The organism is Halorientalis persicus (assembly GCF_900110215.1).
In the GTDB taxonomy this organism is placed as follows: domain Archaea; phylum Halobacteriota; class Halobacteria; order Halobacteriales; family Haloarculaceae; genus Halorientalis; species Halorientalis persica.
Window position 1 is genome coordinate 44,640 of sequence record NZ_FOCX01000011.1, and the last position, 17,280, is coordinate 61,919.

Annotated in this window: 19 protein-coding genes; 17 read left to right on the forward strand and 2 right to left on the reverse strand. The window is 64.9% G+C overall.

Annotated elements, in window-relative coordinates:
• The first annotated feature begins 87 nt into the window (after positions 1 to 87).
• The 14 genes from BMX17_RS26135 (at position 88) to BMX17_RS12890 (ending at position 12,327) form a co-directional block, all read left to right on the forward strand.
• Positions 88 to 744, forward strand: a complete 657-nt coding sequence (locus BMX17_RS26135) for a DUF7500 family protein (protein WP_092660656.1) — start codon at positions 88 to 90, stop codon at positions 742 to 744.
• Between the two features lie 21 nt (positions 745 to 765).
• Entirely contained in the window at positions 766 to 1,275 is a 510-nt protein-coding gene (locus BMX17_RS12835) for a hypothetical protein (RefSeq protein WP_092660658.1), read from the forward strand.
• A gap of 87 nt (positions 1,276 to 1,362) precedes the next feature.
• Positions 1,363 to 1,722 (forward strand): chemotaxis protein CheY, encoded by a 360-nt coding sequence (gene cheY, locus BMX17_RS12840; protein ID WP_092660660.1) that lies wholly within the window; start codon positions 1,363 to 1,365, stop codon positions 1,720 to 1,722.
• 1 nt (position 1,723) lies between these two features.
• Positions 1,724 to 2,929 (forward strand): chemotaxis protein CheC, encoded by a 1,206-nt coding sequence (locus BMX17_RS12845; protein WP_092660662.1) that lies wholly within the window; start codon positions 1,724 to 1,726, stop codon positions 2,927 to 2,929.
• Complete coding sequence (locus BMX17_RS12850; RefSeq protein ID WP_092660664.1) at positions 2,926 to 3,444, forward strand: chemotaxis protein CheD; 519 nt, start codon at positions 2,926 to 2,928, stop codon at positions 3,442 to 3,444. Before BMX17_RS12845 ends, BMX17_RS12850 begins: the two co-directional genes overlap by 4 nt.
• A 208-nt stretch (positions 3,445 to 3,652) precedes the next feature.
• Entirely contained in the window at positions 3,653 to 5,461 is a 1,809-nt protein-coding gene (locus BMX17_RS12855; RefSeq protein ID WP_092660666.1) for a FlaD/FlaE family flagellar protein, read from the forward strand.
• Entirely contained in the window at positions 5,445 to 5,882 is a 438-nt protein-coding gene (locus tag BMX17_RS12860; protein WP_092660668.1) for an archaellum stator protein ArlF, read from the forward strand. Before BMX17_RS12855 ends, BMX17_RS12860 begins: the two co-directional genes overlap by 17 nt.
• A gap of 1 nt (position 5,883) precedes the next feature.
• Positions 5,884 to 6,339 (forward strand): archaellum stator protein ArlF, encoded by a 456-nt coding sequence (locus tag BMX17_RS12865; protein WP_092660670.1) that lies wholly within the window; start codon positions 5,884 to 5,886, stop codon positions 6,337 to 6,339.
• A 16-nt stretch (positions 6,340 to 6,355) separates the two neighbouring features.
• The gene (locus BMX17_RS12870; RefSeq protein ID WP_092660672.1) at positions 6,356 to 6,817 is read left to right on the forward strand and encodes an archaellum stator protein ArlG; all 462 of its coding nucleotides are present in this window, start codon (positions 6,356 to 6,358) and stop codon (positions 6,815 to 6,817) included.
• A complete protein-coding gene (locus BMX17_RS12875) occupies positions 6,814 to 7,578 on the forward strand; it encodes an archaellum protein ArlH (RefSeq protein ID WP_092660674.1) in 765 nt (254 codons plus the stop codon). Before BMX17_RS12870 ends, BMX17_RS12875 begins: the two co-directional genes overlap by 4 nt.
• A 2-nt stretch (positions 7,579 to 7,580) precedes the next feature.
• Positions 7,581 to 9,251 (forward strand): type II/IV secretion system ATPase subunit, encoded by a 1,671-nt coding sequence (locus BMX17_RS12880; RefSeq protein WP_092660676.1) that lies wholly within the window; start codon positions 7,581 to 7,583, stop codon positions 9,249 to 9,251.
• Positions 9,252 to 9,253: 2 nt separating this feature from the next.
• Complete coding sequence (gene flaJ, locus BMX17_RS12885) at positions 9,254 to 11,008, forward strand: archaellar assembly protein FlaJ (RefSeq protein WP_092660678.1); 1,755 nt, start codon at positions 9,254 to 9,256, stop codon at positions 11,006 to 11,008.
• Between the two features lie 225 nt (positions 11,009 to 11,233).
• Entirely contained in the window at positions 11,234 to 11,683 is a 450-nt protein-coding gene (locus BMX17_RS25175; protein ID WP_139203509.1) for a hypothetical protein, read from the forward strand.
• A gap of 215 nt (positions 11,684 to 11,898) precedes the next feature.
• Complete coding sequence (locus BMX17_RS12890) at positions 11,899 to 12,327, forward strand: DUF5807 family protein (protein ID WP_092660680.1); 429 nt, start codon at positions 11,899 to 11,901, stop codon at positions 12,325 to 12,327.
• A 304-nt stretch (positions 12,328 to 12,631) separates the two neighbouring features.
• Here BMX17_RS12890 and BMX17_RS12895 read toward each other — a convergent pair whose 3' ends face one another.
• Both BMX17_RS12895 and BMX17_RS12900 read right to left on the reverse strand, forming a co-directional pair.
• Positions 12,632 to 13,732, reverse strand: a complete 1,101-nt coding sequence (locus tag BMX17_RS12895; protein ID WP_092660682.1) for a DHH family phosphoesterase — start codon at positions 13,730 to 13,732, stop codon at positions 12,632 to 12,634.
• Between the two features lie 44 nt (positions 13,733 to 13,776).
• Positions 13,777 to 14,232, reverse strand: a complete 456-nt coding sequence (locus BMX17_RS12900) for a universal stress protein (RefSeq protein ID WP_092660684.1) — start codon at positions 14,230 to 14,232, stop codon at positions 13,777 to 13,779.
• 95 nt (positions 14,233 to 14,327) lie between these two features.
• On the opposite strand from BMX17_RS12900, the gene BMX17_RS12905 reads away from it, so the two are divergent.
• The 3 genes from BMX17_RS12905 to BMX17_RS12915 all read left to right on the forward strand — a co-directional run bounded on the left by BMX17_RS12905 (position 14,328) and on the right by BMX17_RS12915 (position 17,277).
• Positions 14,328 to 14,777, forward strand: coding sequence for a universal stress protein (locus tag BMX17_RS12905; protein ID WP_092660686.1), 450 nt, complete (start codon positions 14,328 to 14,330; stop codon positions 14,775 to 14,777).
• 346 nt (positions 14,778 to 15,123) lie between these two features.
• Positions 15,124 to 15,657, forward strand: coding sequence for a hypothetical protein (locus BMX17_RS12910; RefSeq protein ID WP_092660688.1), 534 nt, complete (start codon positions 15,124 to 15,126; stop codon positions 15,655 to 15,657).
• Positions 15,658 to 15,795: 138 nt separating this feature from the next.
• The gene (locus BMX17_RS12915; RefSeq protein WP_092660690.1) at positions 15,796 to 17,277 is read left to right on the forward strand and encodes a TrbL/VirB6 family protein; all 1,482 of its coding nucleotides are present in this window, start codon (positions 15,796 to 15,798) and stop codon (positions 17,275 to 17,277) included.
• The last annotated feature ends 3 nt before the right edge of the window (positions 17,278 to 17,280 follow it).

Sequence of the window (17,280 nt, forward strand, 5' to 3'; positions counted from 1 at the left end):
GCACACACTTTTCGTTTTCTTCACACCGGCCAGTGACGACTGAATCCACCGACGGAATTATTGCCCTCGGTCACGGCAGACCCTAGCATGACGCCGGGCCCAGACGAGGAGCCGACCGGTGGCGACCCCGAAGAGGGGCCCGTCCTCTCACCCGAGGAGCTCGACATCGCCGAGGACGAACGGGTCAAGGAACTCGACGACGGCCGCTACGTCGTCTCGTCGGGCGACCCTATCGCCGACACCGGGTCCGAGCCGACCGGGCAGATCGAAGGCCAGACGACCGACGACCGCCCCGTCCCGCCAGAACCCGACACCGATCCCGAACCGGCCGGTGCGCCGTCGGCACCGGCACCAGAACCTGAGCCCGAGCCCGAACCGGAACCGGAGCCGGATCTCACGGCACGGACGGTTCACGAGTGGCTCACCGAGGATATGCAGGCGGCCAACTCCCGGTACGGGTTCGACATCACCGCGGCCTTCGACGGCGAGGTGACTCAGCAACGGATGGTCTCGAACGACGTGGTCACCATCTTCGAGAGCCTCGTCATGTGGTACGCCCAGCAGATCGACCGGAACACGCCCGTCGAGGAGGTGCTCGGAATCTTGCTGATGGAAGCGAACGTCCCGATCCGGTACCCGCCCGACGCCATCGTCCGGACGCTCGAATCGACGGACCTCTCGCCCGAGGACTCCATCGCCGACCTGCTCGCGGAGATCCGGGAAGACGAGGGGTTCAAACTGTGACGCCATCGACGCCGGCGACGCATGGCTGACGGCTCGCTCCCGCCGGTCCGGCGGCTCCAGTTGGGCACCGTCGCCGTCGTTCTCGCTGTCCTCGTCCTGTCGGGACCGCTCGTCGGGATCGTCGACCTCACGCCCGAAACCCGCGGTGCGGCCGAGCTCGGCGAAGGTACCGCCAACGCGACCGTCGTCGGCGATCCGACCGTCGACCTGGCGATTACGCCCGGCCGGTTCGGAACCAACGTCTCCTATCTCCGGATTCCCCCTGCGGTCGTCGACGTACGGCGGGTCGAGGACCGGCCGCGGTTGCTCTATTCCGTCTCGGTCCCCCGGCTCGACTTCGAACGGTCCGTGTCGGAACCGCTAAACGAACGCGTCGACGGGCGCATCACGCTCCGGATGGACGACCGCGCGTTCACAAACGCGCGGATCCGAAACGAGAGCTATCGCGCGACCGTCGTCGTCCGGGTCCAGAGCTTCGAGGGGACCCAGACCGTCTACCGGCGAAACGCGACCGTCCCGGTCCGCAAGTAAGCCGAAGATTACCCGCGTAGCTCGTATTCAAACGCGATAATCTGACGAAAGGGTTTATGCCGATATTCGCAGTACGAATCGGTAACAATGTCAGAGGTACTGATCGCGGACGATTCGGAGTTCATGCGGAACCTGCTGCGGGAGATCCTGGAGGAGGACCACCAGATCGTCGGGGAGGTCGAGAACGGCGTCGAGGCGGTCGAGGTGTACAAAGAAGAGCGGCCGGATCTGGTCATGATGGACATCGTGATGCCGATCCGTGACGGGATCGAGGCGACGGACGAGATCAAGAACGGCGATCCGGACGCGACGGTCATCATGTGTACCAGTGTCGGTCAGGAAGAGAAGATGAAGGAGGCGGTCAAGGCCGGTGCGGACGGCTACATCACCAAGCCCTTCCAGAAGCCCAGCGTGATCGAGGCGATCGAGGACGCAGTTGGGGCGTAGGATGGAAGTCGACATCCAGTCGCTCGAGACGTTCAACCAGCTCGCCTACGAGGGATCCCAGCAGGCGACGGCCATGCTGGCCCAGATGACGGGCATCCAGGCCGACGTGGAGGTGACCAAGATCACCCTCATGGACCGGGCCGACATCGGCGAGGAACTCGCCGGACAGTCCTTCGTCGGCATCGGGTTCGATCTCGAAGGTGCGCTGGTCGGCGACACGACGCTGGTCTTCGAGGAAGCCTGTACTGGCCCCATCGTCGAGGCATTGCCGGGCGGTGCGGCCGGCGACGAGATGGTCGAGTCGAGCGTCAAGGAGATCGGCAACATCATGATGAGCGGCTTCATCGACGGGTGGGCCGACTTCCTCGGGACGACCATCGAACACTCGCCACCGCGGTACGTGGAGGCGACCGGCGCGGACGTACTCCCGGTCGGCGACGATCCGAACGAGCAGGTGTTCGTGTTCAAGAGCCACATCGAGTGGCCCGGCGAGGATCTCAGCTTCTATATCTATATGTTGCCGGCCTACGATCAACTCACCGAGTTGATGGCCGACAGCGGGACCGGCGAGGACGCCATCCCGGTCGACAAACTCTCCGTGTTCAACGAGATGACCAAGGAGGGGACCGCGACGGCGGCGGCCAACGTCACGCAGATGACCGGCATCGAGACCGACGCGGAGGTGACCCAGATCAGTTTCGCACCCGTCGAGGACGTGCCCAAACAGGTCGACAACAAGGCCTACGTGGGGACCGCCGTCGAGTTCTCGGGGACCCCGAGCGGGTACCTGATGATCCTGTTCGACGAGGAGTCGGCGATGAACGTCGCGGAGGCGCTGATGCCGATGGAACCCGACGGCGAGGGCTTCACCGATATGCACGAGAGTGCCATCGAGGAGATGGGCAACATCATGACCAGCGGGTTCATCGACGGCTGGGCGAACGTCCTCGAGACCTCCGTCGATCACACGCCGCCCCGCGTCGTCCACGATATGGGGCGGGCGATCATCGACCCGCTGGCGGCCCAGGTCGGCCAGCACCAGGAACACGCGTTCATCATCGAGTCCCGGATGCAGACGGCCGACCTCGAGTTCGGCTGTGAGATTCACGCGCTCCCCGACGACGCCGAGCTCCGGCAGGCCCTCGACGACCTCGATGTCGCACGGAAAGACGAGACTGACCCCGACGTGGAACGGATCTTCGAATGAAAGTATACGACAGTAGTTCGGAGACGGCAAGCAGTCCCGAACAGGAACGGGTCAAGGTCGGCATCGCGGAGTACGAGGTGACGACCAGCGACGCGACGCTGACGACCAGCGGCCTCGGCTCCTGTCTCGGCGTCGCACTGTACGACGACGCGGCCGGCGTCGCTGGCCTCGTCCACGTGATGCTCCCGTCGGCCGACGGCGTCGAGGACCCAAACGCCGCCAAGTACGCCGACACCGGCATCGAGACGCTCCTGCTGGAGATGGAACGTGCCGGTGCGAGCCGTGCCAGCATCCGCGCGAAAGTGGCCGGCGGCAGCGATATGCTCGACTTCTCGGAGAACGGGTCAGGCATCGGCGTCCGGAACATGGAGCAGGTCGAGGCGACCCTCGACGACCTCGGCGTCCCCCTCGTCAGCGAGGACGTCGGCGGCGATCACGGCCGATCGCTCCGCCTCGACGGAGCGTCCGGTGAACTCACGGTCAAAAGTGCCAACAAGGGAAGCAAAACGATCTGATTCGCTCGCGGGTATTTAAACGACGAGTGTTTCTATCGGTGATAACAGAACCTGCGATAGCGGGAACGACGGCCTATCGGCCGTGGGTGTGTCTGAAACCCGATTTCGGCTAATTCGCCCGAAATCTCCAGTTGAAGCGTCTGACGAGTATCACTCATGATACTATAAGCGACAGGTTGAAGGCCGTAAGGGGCGAATACTGACAGTGATGAGTAGTCTCGCCGCGGGCCCGGTCGCGTTCGTGTTCGCCGCCGGTGCCGAAGGGTTGGTCCCGGAGGGGCTGGCCCCGCTGGTGGCGCTCGTGGCCAGCGGCGTCGTCGGGATGAGTATCAAGAACGTCTTCGACTCGATACTCTCCGACGAGGAGGAAGAGGGCGATCTCGGCGGCGATATGGGCGGCGATATGGGCGACGACATGGGCGATGACGGCGGCCTGATGGCCGACGAGGGCGGTGACGACCTCGACGACCTGGGCGGGCTCGGCGGCGACGACGACCTCGGCGGCTTCGACGACGACGGCGACGGGTTCGGCGACATGGACGGCGGCGGTGGCGGTCCGGCCACAGACGAACTGGAGAACCGGCTGGACGAACTCGAAAACGAGGTCGGCAGTCTCCAGTCGACCGTCAACACCGTCCGCAACGAGAACGAGCAGATCGGCGAGCAGGTGCAGGACCTGGACGAGAACATCCGGAAGCTGCTCGACATCTACGAGATGGTCACTCGTGGCGTCAATCCCTTCGCCGACGACATTCAGGCCGGCGCGGGCGGCGGTCTGGAAGACGGGAGTTTCGGCCTGTTCAGCGACGACGACGACGGCGACGACGAAGAGGAGATCGACGACGAGATCGCCAACGCCGACGCCGAGGGCTTTTTCGACGAAGACCTCGTGGAGGACGAGGATGACGACAGCGTGGAGGACGTCGGTGACGACCTCGGCGGCGTCAGCGACGTCGTCGACGGCGGTGACGACGGTGCTGACGGAGGTGACGACATGGACGAGTTCGGAGACATCGACGACTTCGACGACGGTGGCGACGACATGGACGAGTTCGGAGACATGGACGACTTCGACGACGGCGGCGACGATTTCGATGATTTCGACGACGGTGGCGACGACGATGGCGGCGGTGACGGTGACGGCGGGAAGTCATTTCAGGAACTCAAACAGGAGTACGAATCCGGTGACGCCGACTGGGCCGAAGGCGAAGAGCCCGACGACGCCGCGGACGACGGTGACGACGAGGACGAGCCCGTGGTCGAGCCCGCCGACGACCTGGAGGACGGCGACGACTTCGACGACGGATTCGGCGACCTGGACGACGACCTCGGCGACGCCGAAGAGAGCATGGACGGTGACGTCGTAGAGTCCACGGACGTCGACGACGTCCTCCCGTCGGCCGGTGACGACGGCAACGACGACGGAGCCGACGAGACGGCCGACGGGGCCGGTGCGATGGCCGCCGAGACCGAGCCCGACCCGGAGGTGGATTCGGAACCGGAGCCCGAGCTGGACGCCGAACCGGAGCCAGAACCCGAACCGGAGCCAGAACCCGAACCGGAGCCAGAACCCGAACCCGAACCAGAGCCTGAACCGGAGCCCGCGGCCGCGACCACCGACGCCCCCGTGACGGACCAGCAGAGCGCGCCCGAAACGGACGGAACCGCGACGGACGACGGGCCGGGGAAGCCGTACCTCCGGGCGCTCCCGGACGGGTACGCGGCCGATCTGATCGTCATGGAGTGGCTGGAGTACCTCGTCGCGGAGTCGGACGTGCGCGAGACGGCGGAAGCCATCCAGTACTACGAGCGGATCGACTGGCTCAGTGAGTCGGTGGCGACGGAGCTACGGTCGTTCCTGTCGGGATTCGACGGCGGCGGGTCGGGTGGATCGCTGACGATCGATCACCACACCCAGAGTCTCCGCTACATTAGCCAACTGGGCGAGGACGCCGCCGACGGGGCGGCCATGCGACTGTTGGCCCGTGGAGGTGGTGGTGATGGGCTTCAGCATTAGCGGCTCGGCGGCGATCATCTTCGTCGGGATGTTCATCGGTTTTGGCATCCTCTACGGGGCCGTCTCCGACGGGTACGAGCGCGTTTCGGACGCACAGGAGGCCCGGACCGACGACGCCCTCGAGACCGAAAACACTGCGATCAACGTCACGTCGGCCGAGTACGTCGGGACCACCGACCGGCTCACGGTGCTGGTCGAGAACACCGGCGCGACTGCGGTCGGGCTCAACGCGACCGACTTCCTGATCGAGAACGAGTACGTGACCGACTGGCGCGCCGCGGCGACCGTCGCCGGACAGGACGACACGCGGCTCTGGCTGCCGGGCGAACAGCTCAACATCACGGTCCGGACCGGCGAGGTGCCGGCCAGGGTGACCGTCGTCACGGGCAACGGCGTCGCCCGGACGGAGGAGGTGAACTGAGATGGGTGTCAGCGTGACTTCGTCGTTCGCCGTGATCGTGGTCGGTGCGCTCCTGGCCTTCGGCGTGTTCTACAGCGCCTCGGCCAACTCCTTCGAGCGCGTTCGGGCGGCCAGCGACGGCCAGAACGAGCGCTTCGACCGCCTTCAGGAGACTTCGATCACCGTCACGGCGGCCGACGTGATCGACACGACGCCCTGTACCGTCCGGGTCAACGTCACCAACGAGGGCCAGACTACGCTGACCATCGACGACACGGACGTGCTGGTCGACGGCGTCTACCGGACGGGCTGGCAGTCCGAGACCACCGTCGAGGGCGACGAAAACACCAGCGACTGGTTCCCGGCCGAGCGCCTGTCGCTCAACGTCACTGCCGACGGGACGCCCCAGCGCGTCAAGGTCGTCAGCGGTCCGGGCGTCGCGGCGACGAAACCGGTCACGGGGGGGTCAGTATGCTGACGGAGGTGCGTAACTGATGGCGAGCGTCTCCGTCTCGCATATGATCCTGTTCATCGCCTCCATCGTGATCGCCGCGAGCGTCGCTGGCGTGTTCACCGACAGCATCAGTCAGGTGAGTCAGGCCATCGACGATCGCGGATTATCGGTCAGTGAGAACGTCCGGACGGACATCGAAGTGATCAGCGACAGCGGGTCGGCCGCCGTCTACGACGAGACGACGGAGAACATCACCATCTACGTCAAAAACACGGGATCCAGGGAGTTACGAGACGAATCTGAAGCCATCGACGTGCTGGTCGACGGCCGGTACGAGACCGACGTGACGGTGACGTTGCTCGACGGGGCCGACGGCTGGGGGCCCGGCGACGTGGTTCGGCTGGAGATCAGTCCGAACGACGGCGGCGGGCTCTCGTCCGGTGACCACCGCGTGAAGGTCATCATCAACGAAGACGAGGAGGTGTTTAGGTTCCGCATATGAGTATCGCAACACAAGATCTCTACTCGCTCGGCCTGACGGATCACGACCGGCTCAACAAGGAACTCGGCGGCGGCATCCCGCCCGGGAGTATCGTCCTCGTCGAGGGCGACTACGGGGCCGGGAAGAGCGCCATGAGCCAGCGGTTCACCTACGGTCTCTGTGAGGAGGGCCACTCGGTGACGATGCTGTCGACGGAACTCACCGTGGGCAGTTTCCTCGACCAGATGCACTCGCTGTCCTACGACATGGTCGATCACCTCCTGCAGGAGAACTGTCTGTTCCTCCACGCCGACATCGGCGACACGAACACGCTGACCGGCGGCGACGAGGAGGAGGGCGACCGCAAGGAACTGCTCAAGCGTCTCATGGAGGCCGAAGTGATGTGGGGCACCGACGTGATCATCATCGACACGTTCGACTCCATCCTGCGCAACGACCCGAAATTCGAGGCGCTAGTTCGACAGAACGAGGAGCGCCAGGCCGCTCTGGAGATTATCGGCTTCTTCCGGGACGTGATCTCCCGGGGGAAAGTGATCGTCCTTACCGTCGATCCCTCGACGCTAGACGAGGAGGCCATCGGTCCGTTCCGATCCATCGCGGACGTGTTCCTCGAACTCGAGATGGTCGAGGTCGGCAACGACGTGCGCCGGCAGATCTCGGTGAAGCGGTTCGCCGGGATGGGTGAACAGGTCGGTGACTCCATCGGGTACTCGGTCCGCTCGGGGACCGGCATCGTGATCGAGAGCCGTAGCGTCGCATAACCATGACTGAACACGGAACCGCCCAACCCTCGGACGAACTCAGGCAGTACGCCGCCAGGCGGCGGCACCTGCAGGACCACCTGAAGAAGTTCAAACAGATCACGGGCGAGTTCCCGATGTTCATCGACGAGGCCAGCGACGAGTACGAGACCGACCGGCCGAACGTCCTCTACCCGGTCGGTGGCCCCATCTTCGTCCACATCTACGGCGACGTTGGGCAAGACACCAAGTACTACGCCATCGAACCGGAACTGGACGAGACCGAATCGGTCGTCTACCAGAACGTCCGTGACAAACTCCTCCAGAAGTCCGTCACCAAGCCGGCCCCGACCGACGAGGCCGAGTACGACGACCGGATCGAGGAACTGCTCCAGGAAACGACCCGGATCAAAGACGAGGAAGACGGCGGCGTGATGAGCAAACTCTCCTCGGTCGTCGACATGGGGAAAGTCGAGGTGTCCCGGGAGACCTACGAGGACATCCGCTACATCCTCAACCGCGACATCGTCGGCCTGGGTCCGCTGGAACCGATCATGCGCGACCCGGCCAACGAGGACATTCACGTCATCGGCCCCCACGAGACCTACGTCGACCACGCGGTCTACAGTATGCTCGAAACCACGGTCGACTTCGGCGAACCCGAGGAGTTCGACCAGTGGCTCCGGAACATGGGCGAACGGATCGGCGACCCCGTCTCCGACAGCGACCCTATCGTCGACTCCACGCTCCCGGACGGGTCGCGTCTGAACCTCATCTACTCCGACGACGTGAGCCTCAAGGGCCCCAGCCTCACCATCCGCCAGGGCGACGAGACGCCCCTGTCGATGTTCCAGATCACCAAGTGGGGCACTCTGAGCCCGCGACTGGCCGCGTACCTCTGGCTCTGTCTGGAGAACGAACAGACGGTGTTCGTCGTCGGGGAGACGGCCTCGGGGAAGACGACGACGCTGAACGCGGCCTTCGCCTTCATCCCCCGGGACGCGAAGATCTACACCGCGGAGGACACCGCCGAGGTCATCCCGCCCCACGACACCTGGCAGCAGCTGCTCACCAGGGAGGGCGAGGAGGAAGGTACCGGAGTCGATATGTTCGATCTGGTGGCGGCCGCACTGCGTTCCCGTCCCGACTACATCATCCTCGGCGAGGTTCGTGGGGCGGAGGGTCGGATGGCGTTCCAGGCGGCCCAGACCGGCCACCCCGTCATGCTGACCTTCCACGCGAGCGACATCGTCTCGATGATCCAGCGGTTCACCAGCGACCCGATCAACGTCCCGGAGACGTTCATGGACGTGGCCGACGTGGCGCTGTTCCAGAACCGCGTCAAGCAGGGCGACGACGTGCTCCGTCGGGTGACCTCCGTCCAGGAGATCGAGGGCTACTCCAAGGAGATGGACGGGGTCGTCACCCGGCAGGCGTTCTACTGGGACCCCGTCGAGGACGAGATCGTCTTCCAGGGGATGAACAACTCCTACGTCCTCGAAGAGCAGATCGCGACCCTGCTGGGGTACGAGGACACCCGGAAGATCTACGACGACCTGGACTTCCGGGCGAAGATCATCGAGCGCGCCATCCAGGAGGGCGTGCTGGGGTACCACGAGGTCAACGAACTGATCGCCGACTTCCAGCGTGACGGGATCGAGGGTCTCCCCTTCGACATCCATCGCGAGACCTGACCATGGCCTCGAAGGAATCGACCAGCACCGTCGAAGAACTCAGACTCTCGCTCGCCAGTGTCGTCGACGACCTGCTGGAATCGTACCAGCAGATGCACGTCCCGATGCGGCGGTATATGCTGGTCATCCTGCTGCCGGCGACCGGCTTCATGCTCCTGAGCGCCATCGGCGCACTCTTGATCGACGCGCCGATGTTCGTCCGGGTGCCGGTCCCCCTGCTGGGACTGTTGCTGTTCGGTGCCGCCCTCTTTTACCCGAAGATCCTCCTCTCACAGGAGAAGAAGGCGCTGAACAACCGGCTCCACCTGGTGATCACGCACATGACCGTGCTGTCGACCACCCGGATCGACCGCATGGAAGTGTTCCGGGCGCTGGCCGAGGAAGAGGAGTACGGGGCGCTGGCCCAGGAGATGCGCCGGGTCGTCCAGCTGGTCGACACCTGGAACCAGAGCCTCGACGACGCGCTCCGCCGCCGCGCCCGACAGGTCCCCAGCGACGCGCTCGCGGACTTTTTCGACCGGCTCGCCTACACGCTGGGTGCCGGGCAGCCCCTCGAAGACTTCCTCCTCTCGGAGCAAGAGCAGGTGATGCAGAACTACGAGACCGTCTACACCGGCTCCCTGGAGAACCTGGAGGTCATGAAGGACCTGTATATGTCGATGATCCTCTCGATGACGTTCGCGCTGGTCTTCTCGGTCGTCCTCCCCATCCTGACCGGGACGAACCCGACGATGACCGTCAGCGCCGTCATTCTGCTATTCGTCTTCGTCCAGACCGGGTTTTACCTCGTGATTCGCACGATGGCTCCCCACGACCCGCTGTGGTACCAGCCCGAGGAGATCACGACCGACCTCGACACGAAACTGATCGCCGTCTTCGCCACCGGCGTCTCGTTGACGTTCGTGCTGGCCATCGTCTCGCTGGGTGGGATGTTCGGTATCAGTCCGATCACCCTCGAAATGCTCCTCCCGCTGTCGTCCGTCCCGCTACCACTCTACGTGGCCGTCCCGATCACGCCGCTTTTGATCCCCGGCCTCTACGTCCGCCGCGTCGAGAAACAGATCGCCGCGCGTGACGACGAGTTCCCCTCGTTCATCCGCGCGCTCGGTGCCGCCGAAGGGGCCAAGCAGTCGACCACCTCGATGGTCCTCTCGACGCTCCGGAAGAAGGACTTCGGAGCGATCACCGACAACATCGACGACCTCTACAAGCGGCTGAATATGCGGATCGAACCCACCTCGGCCTGGCGCTATTTCACCGCCGACTGTCGCTCCTACCTGATCCAGAAGTTCTCCGAGATGTATCTGATCGGCCGGGAGATGGGTGGCTCACCCAAACAGCTCGGTGAGCTGATCTCCGAGAACATGAACGTCGTCCTCCAGTTGCGCCAGCGCCGCTCCCAGGCCGCGACGACCCTGATCGGCCTGCTGTACGGGATCTCGGCGGCCGCGACCTTCGCCTTCTTCATCGGCCTGCAGGTCGTCAACATCCTCGCGGGTATGAGCCTGGACCTGACGACCTCCGCGGAGTTCAACGTCAACTCCCTGATCAACACCAGCGTCTACAACATCCCGCTGATCGAGTTCCTGCTCATCGTCGTCATCGTGTTCAACGCCCTGCTGTCCTCCCTGATGATCCGCGAGACCGACGGCGGCCACAAACTCAACGCCTATATGCACTTCGTGATCCTCACCTGGCTCGGCGCTGTCATCGCCATCTTCACGAAGTCGATGGTGAGTTCGTTCCTGACCATCTAAATTTTTACTTCGTCGGGTCGCCGGAGGCGACCGCTCCTGCGCAAAAACGTGGGGAAAAAGGCGCGAGTAGCGCGGAACGAAGTTCCGCGGACCATTCGAGCGGGCGAAGCCCGCGAGAAGACGCGGCGTCGCCGCGCTCGCGATGAACCGCGCGCCGAAGGCGCACGGATGCTGGCACGTTCAGTACAGAGAAAGCACTTATCTATGTACTATAATGACAACGGTATGGAACGACGCACACTCCTTTCGACGCTCGGAGCCGGTGTGGTTGCGGTTTCGGGCTGTCTCGGTGAGCAGTCTTCAGGGGCCGGTACGCCGCTTCCAGCGGGGAGCATAGACTTTCCCGATGGACCGAAAGAGCGCCCGGAGCGTCCTTCACCAGTCTCCGAAACGGCTGCCCGAGAGTACGTGAAACGCCACGAGTATCGCTACGTCTATAATTCACTGTGGATGGGCAAGCATACTGATGTGGTCGTCGACTGTCGTGTCGATAGTGTCGAACAACGACAGTGGGGGTACGAGGCCGTCGTCACGTGTACAGGATACGCGGAATCCCGAGCGAATGGGACGGTGACGCCTGCCCATGCTGACTGGTTCACACAGTCGTACCGGTACAGGGTAAGCGAGAACACGACACAGCGGCTGGACGCAGAGAACCGAGATCCCGTTCCCTGACTATTACCTGCCCTGCTGGTTGTTCCAACAGCTGACTCACGGGACTGCGGGACACGGAACGTCCTCGTGAAGGGTTCTATGGGGTTCCATTCATCACACAATCCGGTCTTTCCCGGCCGATTCGCTCGTGAGTACGAAGCGGGCGATTGAACAACATCGTGAAATTACCTGCCTCCCTTCGCGTTGCTTTAGTGTCCACGCGCGCGAGGGCGGGCATGGACGAGAAACGCGAGCAGTTCCTCGCGGGCGAGCGCCCCGACGACGTACTGCTGTACTTCGACGAGCGTGCCGTCGAGGGGATGGATCGCCTCGCGAAGGTCGGCGAGAGCGTCGATGGCGGTGTGGTGCTGGTGCTTCCGGGCGAGGAGGGTCGCTCGGCTTTCCAGCGTGCGGTCGGCGTCGATCCGATGACGCTGGCCCAGTCGGCGATGGGATCGGAGAGCGAGATCGACCGCGGTTGTACCGGCGGTGTCTGTCCCGACAGCGAGCAGGATGGCGACCACTTCGCCCGTTTCGTCTTCGCCTTCGCCGAGGAACAGAACGAGGACGTGGGCGGCCTCTACGCCGAGGGCGACGTGATCCACGCCTACGCGCGGTGTGACTGCGACACGACCTACTCCGAGAAGTGGGTCGCCGAGGACTGATTACTCGTCAGGTTCCTCGTGGGCCAGGCCGACGTAGACCCGGCGACTACGAACATCGCGACCACCAGCCCCGTCAGGGTGGCACCGCTGTCGGGAACTGTCTCCTGAGCCGCGAGTCTCGCTGCACTACAGACGCCGACGACCGCGATCAGTGTCAAGAATAGCTTCGGGTGCTTCGATGCGACACGGGTCATCGAGGGGAAAGCCATGCCTACTCTGTCGACCAGCGGGTACAGTCGGTTTCGGGACCGAAATCGCGTGAGTGGAGGCCGATACAGTTCGGTAACCGGCCCGCAACTATCGACTACTGCTCGGTCTCGACGCCTTCCTCGTCTTCCGCCGCCTCCCGTTTCACGTCGTGGAAGGCCTCGACGATGACCTGCCGGGCGACCGCTCCCCGTGTGGTCCAGTGGTTGGCGTAGTCCAGCATATCGTCGTAGATGTCGGGCTTACAGCCCGCGGCCTTGGGGTGGCCGCCGCCGTTGACTTTCGCGGCGACCTCGTGGGCGCGCTCGAAGTCGTCGGTGCCGCGGATGCTGGCGCTCCCGGCGGGTTTGACGATGACGGCGGCGTCGGTCCCCTCCTGGCGGAGGGCCTCGGCGACCTCGTTCTGGGAACAGCGGCCGTAAGTGACGCCGACAGTCCAGTCGCCGATCTCGTGGATCTCCGCGCGGTCGACGGCCCGCTCGATCAGGGCCTCCTTCTCGACGCGCTGTTCGGCGAGAAAGTCCTCGACGTCTTCGGGGAGGTCAGCGCCGTGTTCGCGGACGGTCTCGATGTACTCCTCGGGGTCGGCCCAGTAGGCGTAGTCCGCGAGGTCGTCGCTTCGGGGGTCCTCGCGGAGCCAGAGGTCGTGGTCGCGGGTGACGACGGCGAGTTCGGCGAGGTACTCGGGCACGTCGGCGTCGAGCGAGCGGGCGACTACGTCGGCCGAACACTCCTCGTCGGACTCGCCGACGACCCGGCGGGTGACGAGTTCGTCCACGCGCGCGCCCAGGTCGTCGTCCCACTGGTGGTGGTCGAACCAGTGGACCTCGCTGGCGCGGTCGGCGACGAGTTCGAGGTGATCCAGATCCGACTCGCTGTCGGGACAGAGGTCACAGACGAACACCGGAATCCCGGGTTCGGCGTACTCGGCGACGTACTCCAGTGCGGTCGCGATGTCCCGCGGGCCGGCCGGGATCAGTGCGGCCTCGGCGACCAGTTCCCGGAGCAGGGCCACGCAGGCCAGTCCGTCCGCGTCGGGGTCGGCGACGACTACGGCGGGGGCGTCGGCGAGCGCTTCCCGTGCCTCGCGTTCCTGTTCGGCCTCGGCGACCGAGTCCGGGTGGAAGAATCCCTCGCCGGGGAGCAGTGATTTCCGGGTGAGAGAGAGCCGGTCGTCGTCGATGAGCCAGTCGTCCATACCACCCCCAGCGTGGCGGGCGTCAAGAAGGGCACGGTCGCCCCTCAGGCTGGGGTCTCGGCCGTGGGCTCCTCGTCGGCGTCGAGCTGGCGGACGGTCAAAACCGGGGTGGGGCACCGGCGGACGACGCCCTCGGCGACGCTGCCGAGCAAGAAGGAGTGTTCACCGTGGCGGCCGCGGGTCCCCATCGCGATCACGTCCGCGTCGAAGTCCTCGACGTACCGGCAGATCTCGGAGACCGGTTTCCCCTCCCGGACGGCGGTGTTGACCTCGCGGTCGGCGTGGTCGACGATGGTTTCGAGTGCCTCCTCGCCCGCGTCTTCGAGGGCGTCACGCAGTTCCGCCCGCACCTGTTCGGGCGAGCCCTCCACGTCGCTGCCGTCGATCACGTACAGCGCGTGGACCTCGGCGTCGAACTTCGCCGCCAGGTCCAGCGCCACGGTGACGGCCCGCTCGACGCTCTCGGAGCCGTCCGTCGCGATCACCACGGTGTCGAACATTACCGGGCGCTACCGCTCGCGCCGGCATAAAAGACCCGGCGTGTCCGACTCGTTCGCTCGGTGCCTTTTTGCCCCTGCCGGGCGGACGGATGCCCATGGCAGCCGTCGAGTTCGACCAGGTCCTCGCCCCGCTTGACGGGAGCGAGGAGTCACTGGAAGCCGCCGAGTACGCCGTCGCCGTGGCCGAGCGGTACGGCGCGGACGTCCACGCACTGTACGTTCTCGAAGAATCGGTCGTCCGCAGTCTGGAGTCCGGGAACCTCGACGGCGATACCGTGGCCACAGACACCGAGGAGTTCATGGAGACCGTCGACCAGCTCGCGGCCGACAACGACATCTCGATGGGCCACTCGATGGCGCTGGGGTTCGTCACGACCCAGCTCACCCACCACCCGGGAAGCGTCATCCTCGACACCGCCGACGCCGTCGACGCCGACTTCCTCGTGGTCCCGCGCGAACCCGTCTCCGGCGACCCCGACGAAGTCCTCGGCAAAGCCGCCGAGTACGTCCTCCAGTATGCCAGCCAGCCCGTCCTCTCCGTGTGACTATCTGTCGTAGTACGGTCCGATCACTCGACCTGTAGGAAAAACAACCGTCTTGGCTCCGTTTCTACACCTGTATATCGAGTTCCCACCTCGGATCGGCGGGTGGACCGAACCGACAGGGGGCGGGCGGTTTCGTGAGCGCCATAGAGGTGGCTTATAATTGGGTTCGGGGAACCACCACAACGTTTATCATACTCCTCAGTAAGAATATAATATATACCGGATATCGATCCGGATATGCTAAGGGGGGTTTAGCATATGGGGAAGCAAGCAACGCAACACGTAGCACAGGCCGTAGTCAGTACTGAGTGGAAAGCACACACGGGCGCTCTGGGGGGTGCCTGAGATGGTCGCCGACAGCGTGCGGGCTCGGCTCGGCGAGCCGGTCGCGGCCCTCTGGCTGAAGTTCGACCGCCAGCTGTTCGCGCTCTCGCCCCGAGCGAGTCGTCTGCTGGCGCTTCTCGTGATCGCCGCGTCGGCGCTCGCGGGCGTGGTGATGCTCCGGGTCGCAGCCGCGACGCTCGCCATGCCGGTGGCCGCACAGGCACAGTCACAGGTCCGGGAGGTCGTCTGTGAGAGTGGGGTTCCGATCGACACGTTGATCGCGTTCGCGGTCGCCGCGATCTCGTTGTTCCTCCTGGTCAAGGCAGTGATCCAGGGAACGGTCGCGTTCAACAAGCTCGGGTCGTCACGGGCACAACAGCAGTTCGAGGGCAAGCAGGCGCTCGCAGGTGCTGGGAAGACGGCGGCGGGCGCGTTCGTCCCACCGCTGTTCGTCGGCGTCCTCGGAACCGTGCTCGGGTTCGATCTCGGGGGGTGCCTCCTCGGCTCGCTCGATGCCGGCGCGATCCTCACGACCGCGGCAAGCCTGCCGCTCTGAGGACGGTCGAGGAGTGCTCTCCGCCCCGACCGGGGACCTGCGACGGTTCCCGGCGAGCCGGTGTCACGCACTCGGGGGGTCGTCCCCGGACAGTCGAACAGTCACATCACCGACCGCGGTTTCAGGAGCGTCGCATCCATGAAACGCCACATCTTGCTCGCGCTGGTACTCTGTACGATGCTTGCGGGGCCTGCGTCGGCCGCGACCGGCGCGCTGTCCGATTCGGCTTCGGCGGACAGGACCGCCACACCGCAAACCGTCGGCAGTGATCTCACCCTGCAGACCGACGACAGCACCCAGAACGGCACGAACAGCACCCAGGACGGCACGGACGGGACACAGAACGGGACGAACGGCGACAGCGGGGACGGTGACCTGACCGAGGAGGACGTCCGGGACGCCGTTCTCGGGGCGATTTTCGGCTCGAACTCGGATTCGGGATCGGGCGGGGGTTCCGGATCGGATTCAGGTGGCGATTCGGGGCCGGATTCGGGTCCCTTCAGATCGATCGCACAGGACGCCATCGAGGGGGCGATCCTCAGCCTGCTCGACGGGCTCGGTGACGACGCGTCGGCGGTGGCCCAGGACTTTCAGGAGAAAGGAATCATCTTCCGCGTCCCGGCACCTGGCGCGATGGACCAGCCGGCGACCTGGGTCCAGCCCGACACGTGGACTGGGGATCACGCCGAGGAGTGGACCCAGACCTACAAGTACTTCTGGGTGATCGGGTTCCTCGGGTTCGCCGGACTGCTCCCCGCGCTGATGCTCGCGATGGGGAAGGGGAACCGATCCCCCGACCGCGGGACGCTCCAGCGGTTCGTCCGCGGGTTCCTCCTGATCGTCGCGGGCTGGGTCGTCGTCGCGTTCCTCTATCACTCGGCGGACGCGGTGACGCAACTGATCGCCCCGGCGCCACTGGGCGGTGACGGTCCGGGTGGCGCGCCCGGGTACATGGACGTGCTGGAAACCTCGAAAAACAGCAATCTGGCGGTTCTCGGACCGTTCCTCAGTGGGACCAAGGGCACGCTCCTGATGACGTCGTTCGGCGTGCTCTACATCCAGTTCGTCCTGACGTTCGTCTGTGCCGCGCTGTGGCCCGCGATGTGGGTGCTGAACGCCTACCGCTCGACGATGGCCCGCTCGGCCGGGAAGATCGGGCTGACGTTCATGGGTGCTCTGCTGATCATGAAGATTATGCAGGCCGTGATCTTCCGGTTCCTCGTCGGACTGGATCTGACGGGGACGACCGGCGAACTCGCGGCGACGGTCGGGATCGCCGTCGCGTTCGTCCTCCTGCCCTACACCGTGCTGGCGAAGATGATTCCGCGGACGCTGCTGATCTTCGGCCTGCACGAACTCCGGGAGAAAGGTCGGGAGGACAGACGCTACCAGGAGCGACTGGGGAACGTCCGCCGGAAATTCAACCAGTCGCTCCGCCGCAGTCCGGACGGCGGCGTCGAACGGGTCGGCCCGGCCAACCGCGGCTCGAAGGGGCTGCCGAACCGACGGGCCGGTCAGCTGGAATCGGGCCGTGCCGACGGCGGGCGCGGACTTCCGCGGGGCTCTGAGGGCCGTCCCGACCGGCGAGCGGACGGCGGCGATACGGAGGACAGGAGGTAAGCA

What these genes read in the sequence shown, in the direction of transcription:
- BMX17_RS26135 (WP_092660656.1), top strand. Translation starts at nt 88, where the DNA reads ATGACGCCGGGCCCAGACGAGGAGCCGACCGGTGGCGACCCCGAAGAG.
- BMX17_RS12835 (WP_092660658.1), top strand. Translation starts at nt 766, where the DNA reads ATGGCTGACGGCTCGCTCCCGCCGGTCCGGCGGCTCCAGTTGGGCACC.
- cheY (WP_092660660.1), top strand. Translation starts at nt 1,363, where the DNA reads ATGTCAGAGGTACTGATCGCGGACGATTCGGAGTTCATGCGGAACCTG.
- BMX17_RS12845 (WP_092660662.1), top strand. Translation starts at nt 1,724, where the DNA reads ATGGAAGTCGACATCCAGTCGCTCGAGACGTTCAACCAGCTCGCCTAC.
- BMX17_RS12850 (WP_092660664.1), top strand. Translation starts at nt 2,926, where the DNA reads ATGAAAGTATACGACAGTAGTTCGGAGACGGCAAGCAGTCCCGAACAG.
- BMX17_RS12855 (WP_092660666.1), top strand. Translation starts at nt 3,653, where the DNA reads ATGAGTAGTCTCGCCGCGGGCCCGGTCGCGTTCGTGTTCGCCGCCGGT.
- BMX17_RS12860 (WP_092660668.1), top strand. Translation starts at nt 5,445, where the DNA reads ATGGGCTTCAGCATTAGCGGCTCGGCGGCGATCATCTTCGTCGGGATG.
- BMX17_RS12865 (WP_092660670.1), top strand. Translation starts at nt 5,884, where the DNA reads ATGGGTGTCAGCGTGACTTCGTCGTTCGCCGTGATCGTGGTCGGTGCG.
- BMX17_RS12870 (WP_092660672.1), top strand. Translation starts at nt 6,356, where the DNA reads ATGGCGAGCGTCTCCGTCTCGCATATGATCCTGTTCATCGCCTCCATC.
- BMX17_RS12875 (WP_092660674.1), top strand. Translation starts at nt 6,814, where the DNA reads ATGAGTATCGCAACACAAGATCTCTACTCGCTCGGCCTGACGGATCAC.
- BMX17_RS12880 (WP_092660676.1), top strand. Translation starts at nt 7,581, where the DNA reads ATGACTGAACACGGAACCGCCCAACCCTCGGACGAACTCAGGCAGTAC.
- flaJ (WP_092660678.1), top strand. Translation starts at nt 9,254, where the DNA reads ATGGCCTCGAAGGAATCGACCAGCACCGTCGAAGAACTCAGACTCTCG.
- BMX17_RS25175 (WP_139203509.1), top strand. Translation starts at nt 11,234, where the DNA reads ATGGAACGACGCACACTCCTTTCGACGCTCGGAGCCGGTGTGGTTGCG.
- BMX17_RS12890 (WP_092660680.1), top strand. Translation starts at nt 11,899, where the DNA reads ATGGACGAGAAACGCGAGCAGTTCCTCGCGGGCGAGCGCCCCGACGAC.
- BMX17_RS12895 (WP_092660682.1), bottom strand. Translation starts at nt 13,732, where the DNA reads ATGGACGACTGGCTCATCGACGACGACCGGCTCTCTCTCACCCGGAAA.
- BMX17_RS12900 (WP_092660684.1), bottom strand. Translation starts at nt 14,232, where the DNA reads ATGTTCGACACCGTGGTGATCGCGACGGACGGCTCCGAGAGCGTCGAG.
- BMX17_RS12905 (WP_092660686.1), top strand. Translation starts at nt 14,328, where the DNA reads ATGGCAGCCGTCGAGTTCGACCAGGTCCTCGCCCCGCTTGACGGGAGC.
- BMX17_RS12910 (WP_092660688.1), top strand. Translation starts at nt 15,124, where the DNA reads ATGGTCGCCGACAGCGTGCGGGCTCGGCTCGGCGAGCCGGTCGCGGCC.
- BMX17_RS12915 (WP_092660690.1), top strand. Translation starts at nt 15,796, where the DNA reads ATGAAACGCCACATCTTGCTCGCGCTGGTACTCTGTACGATGCTTGCG.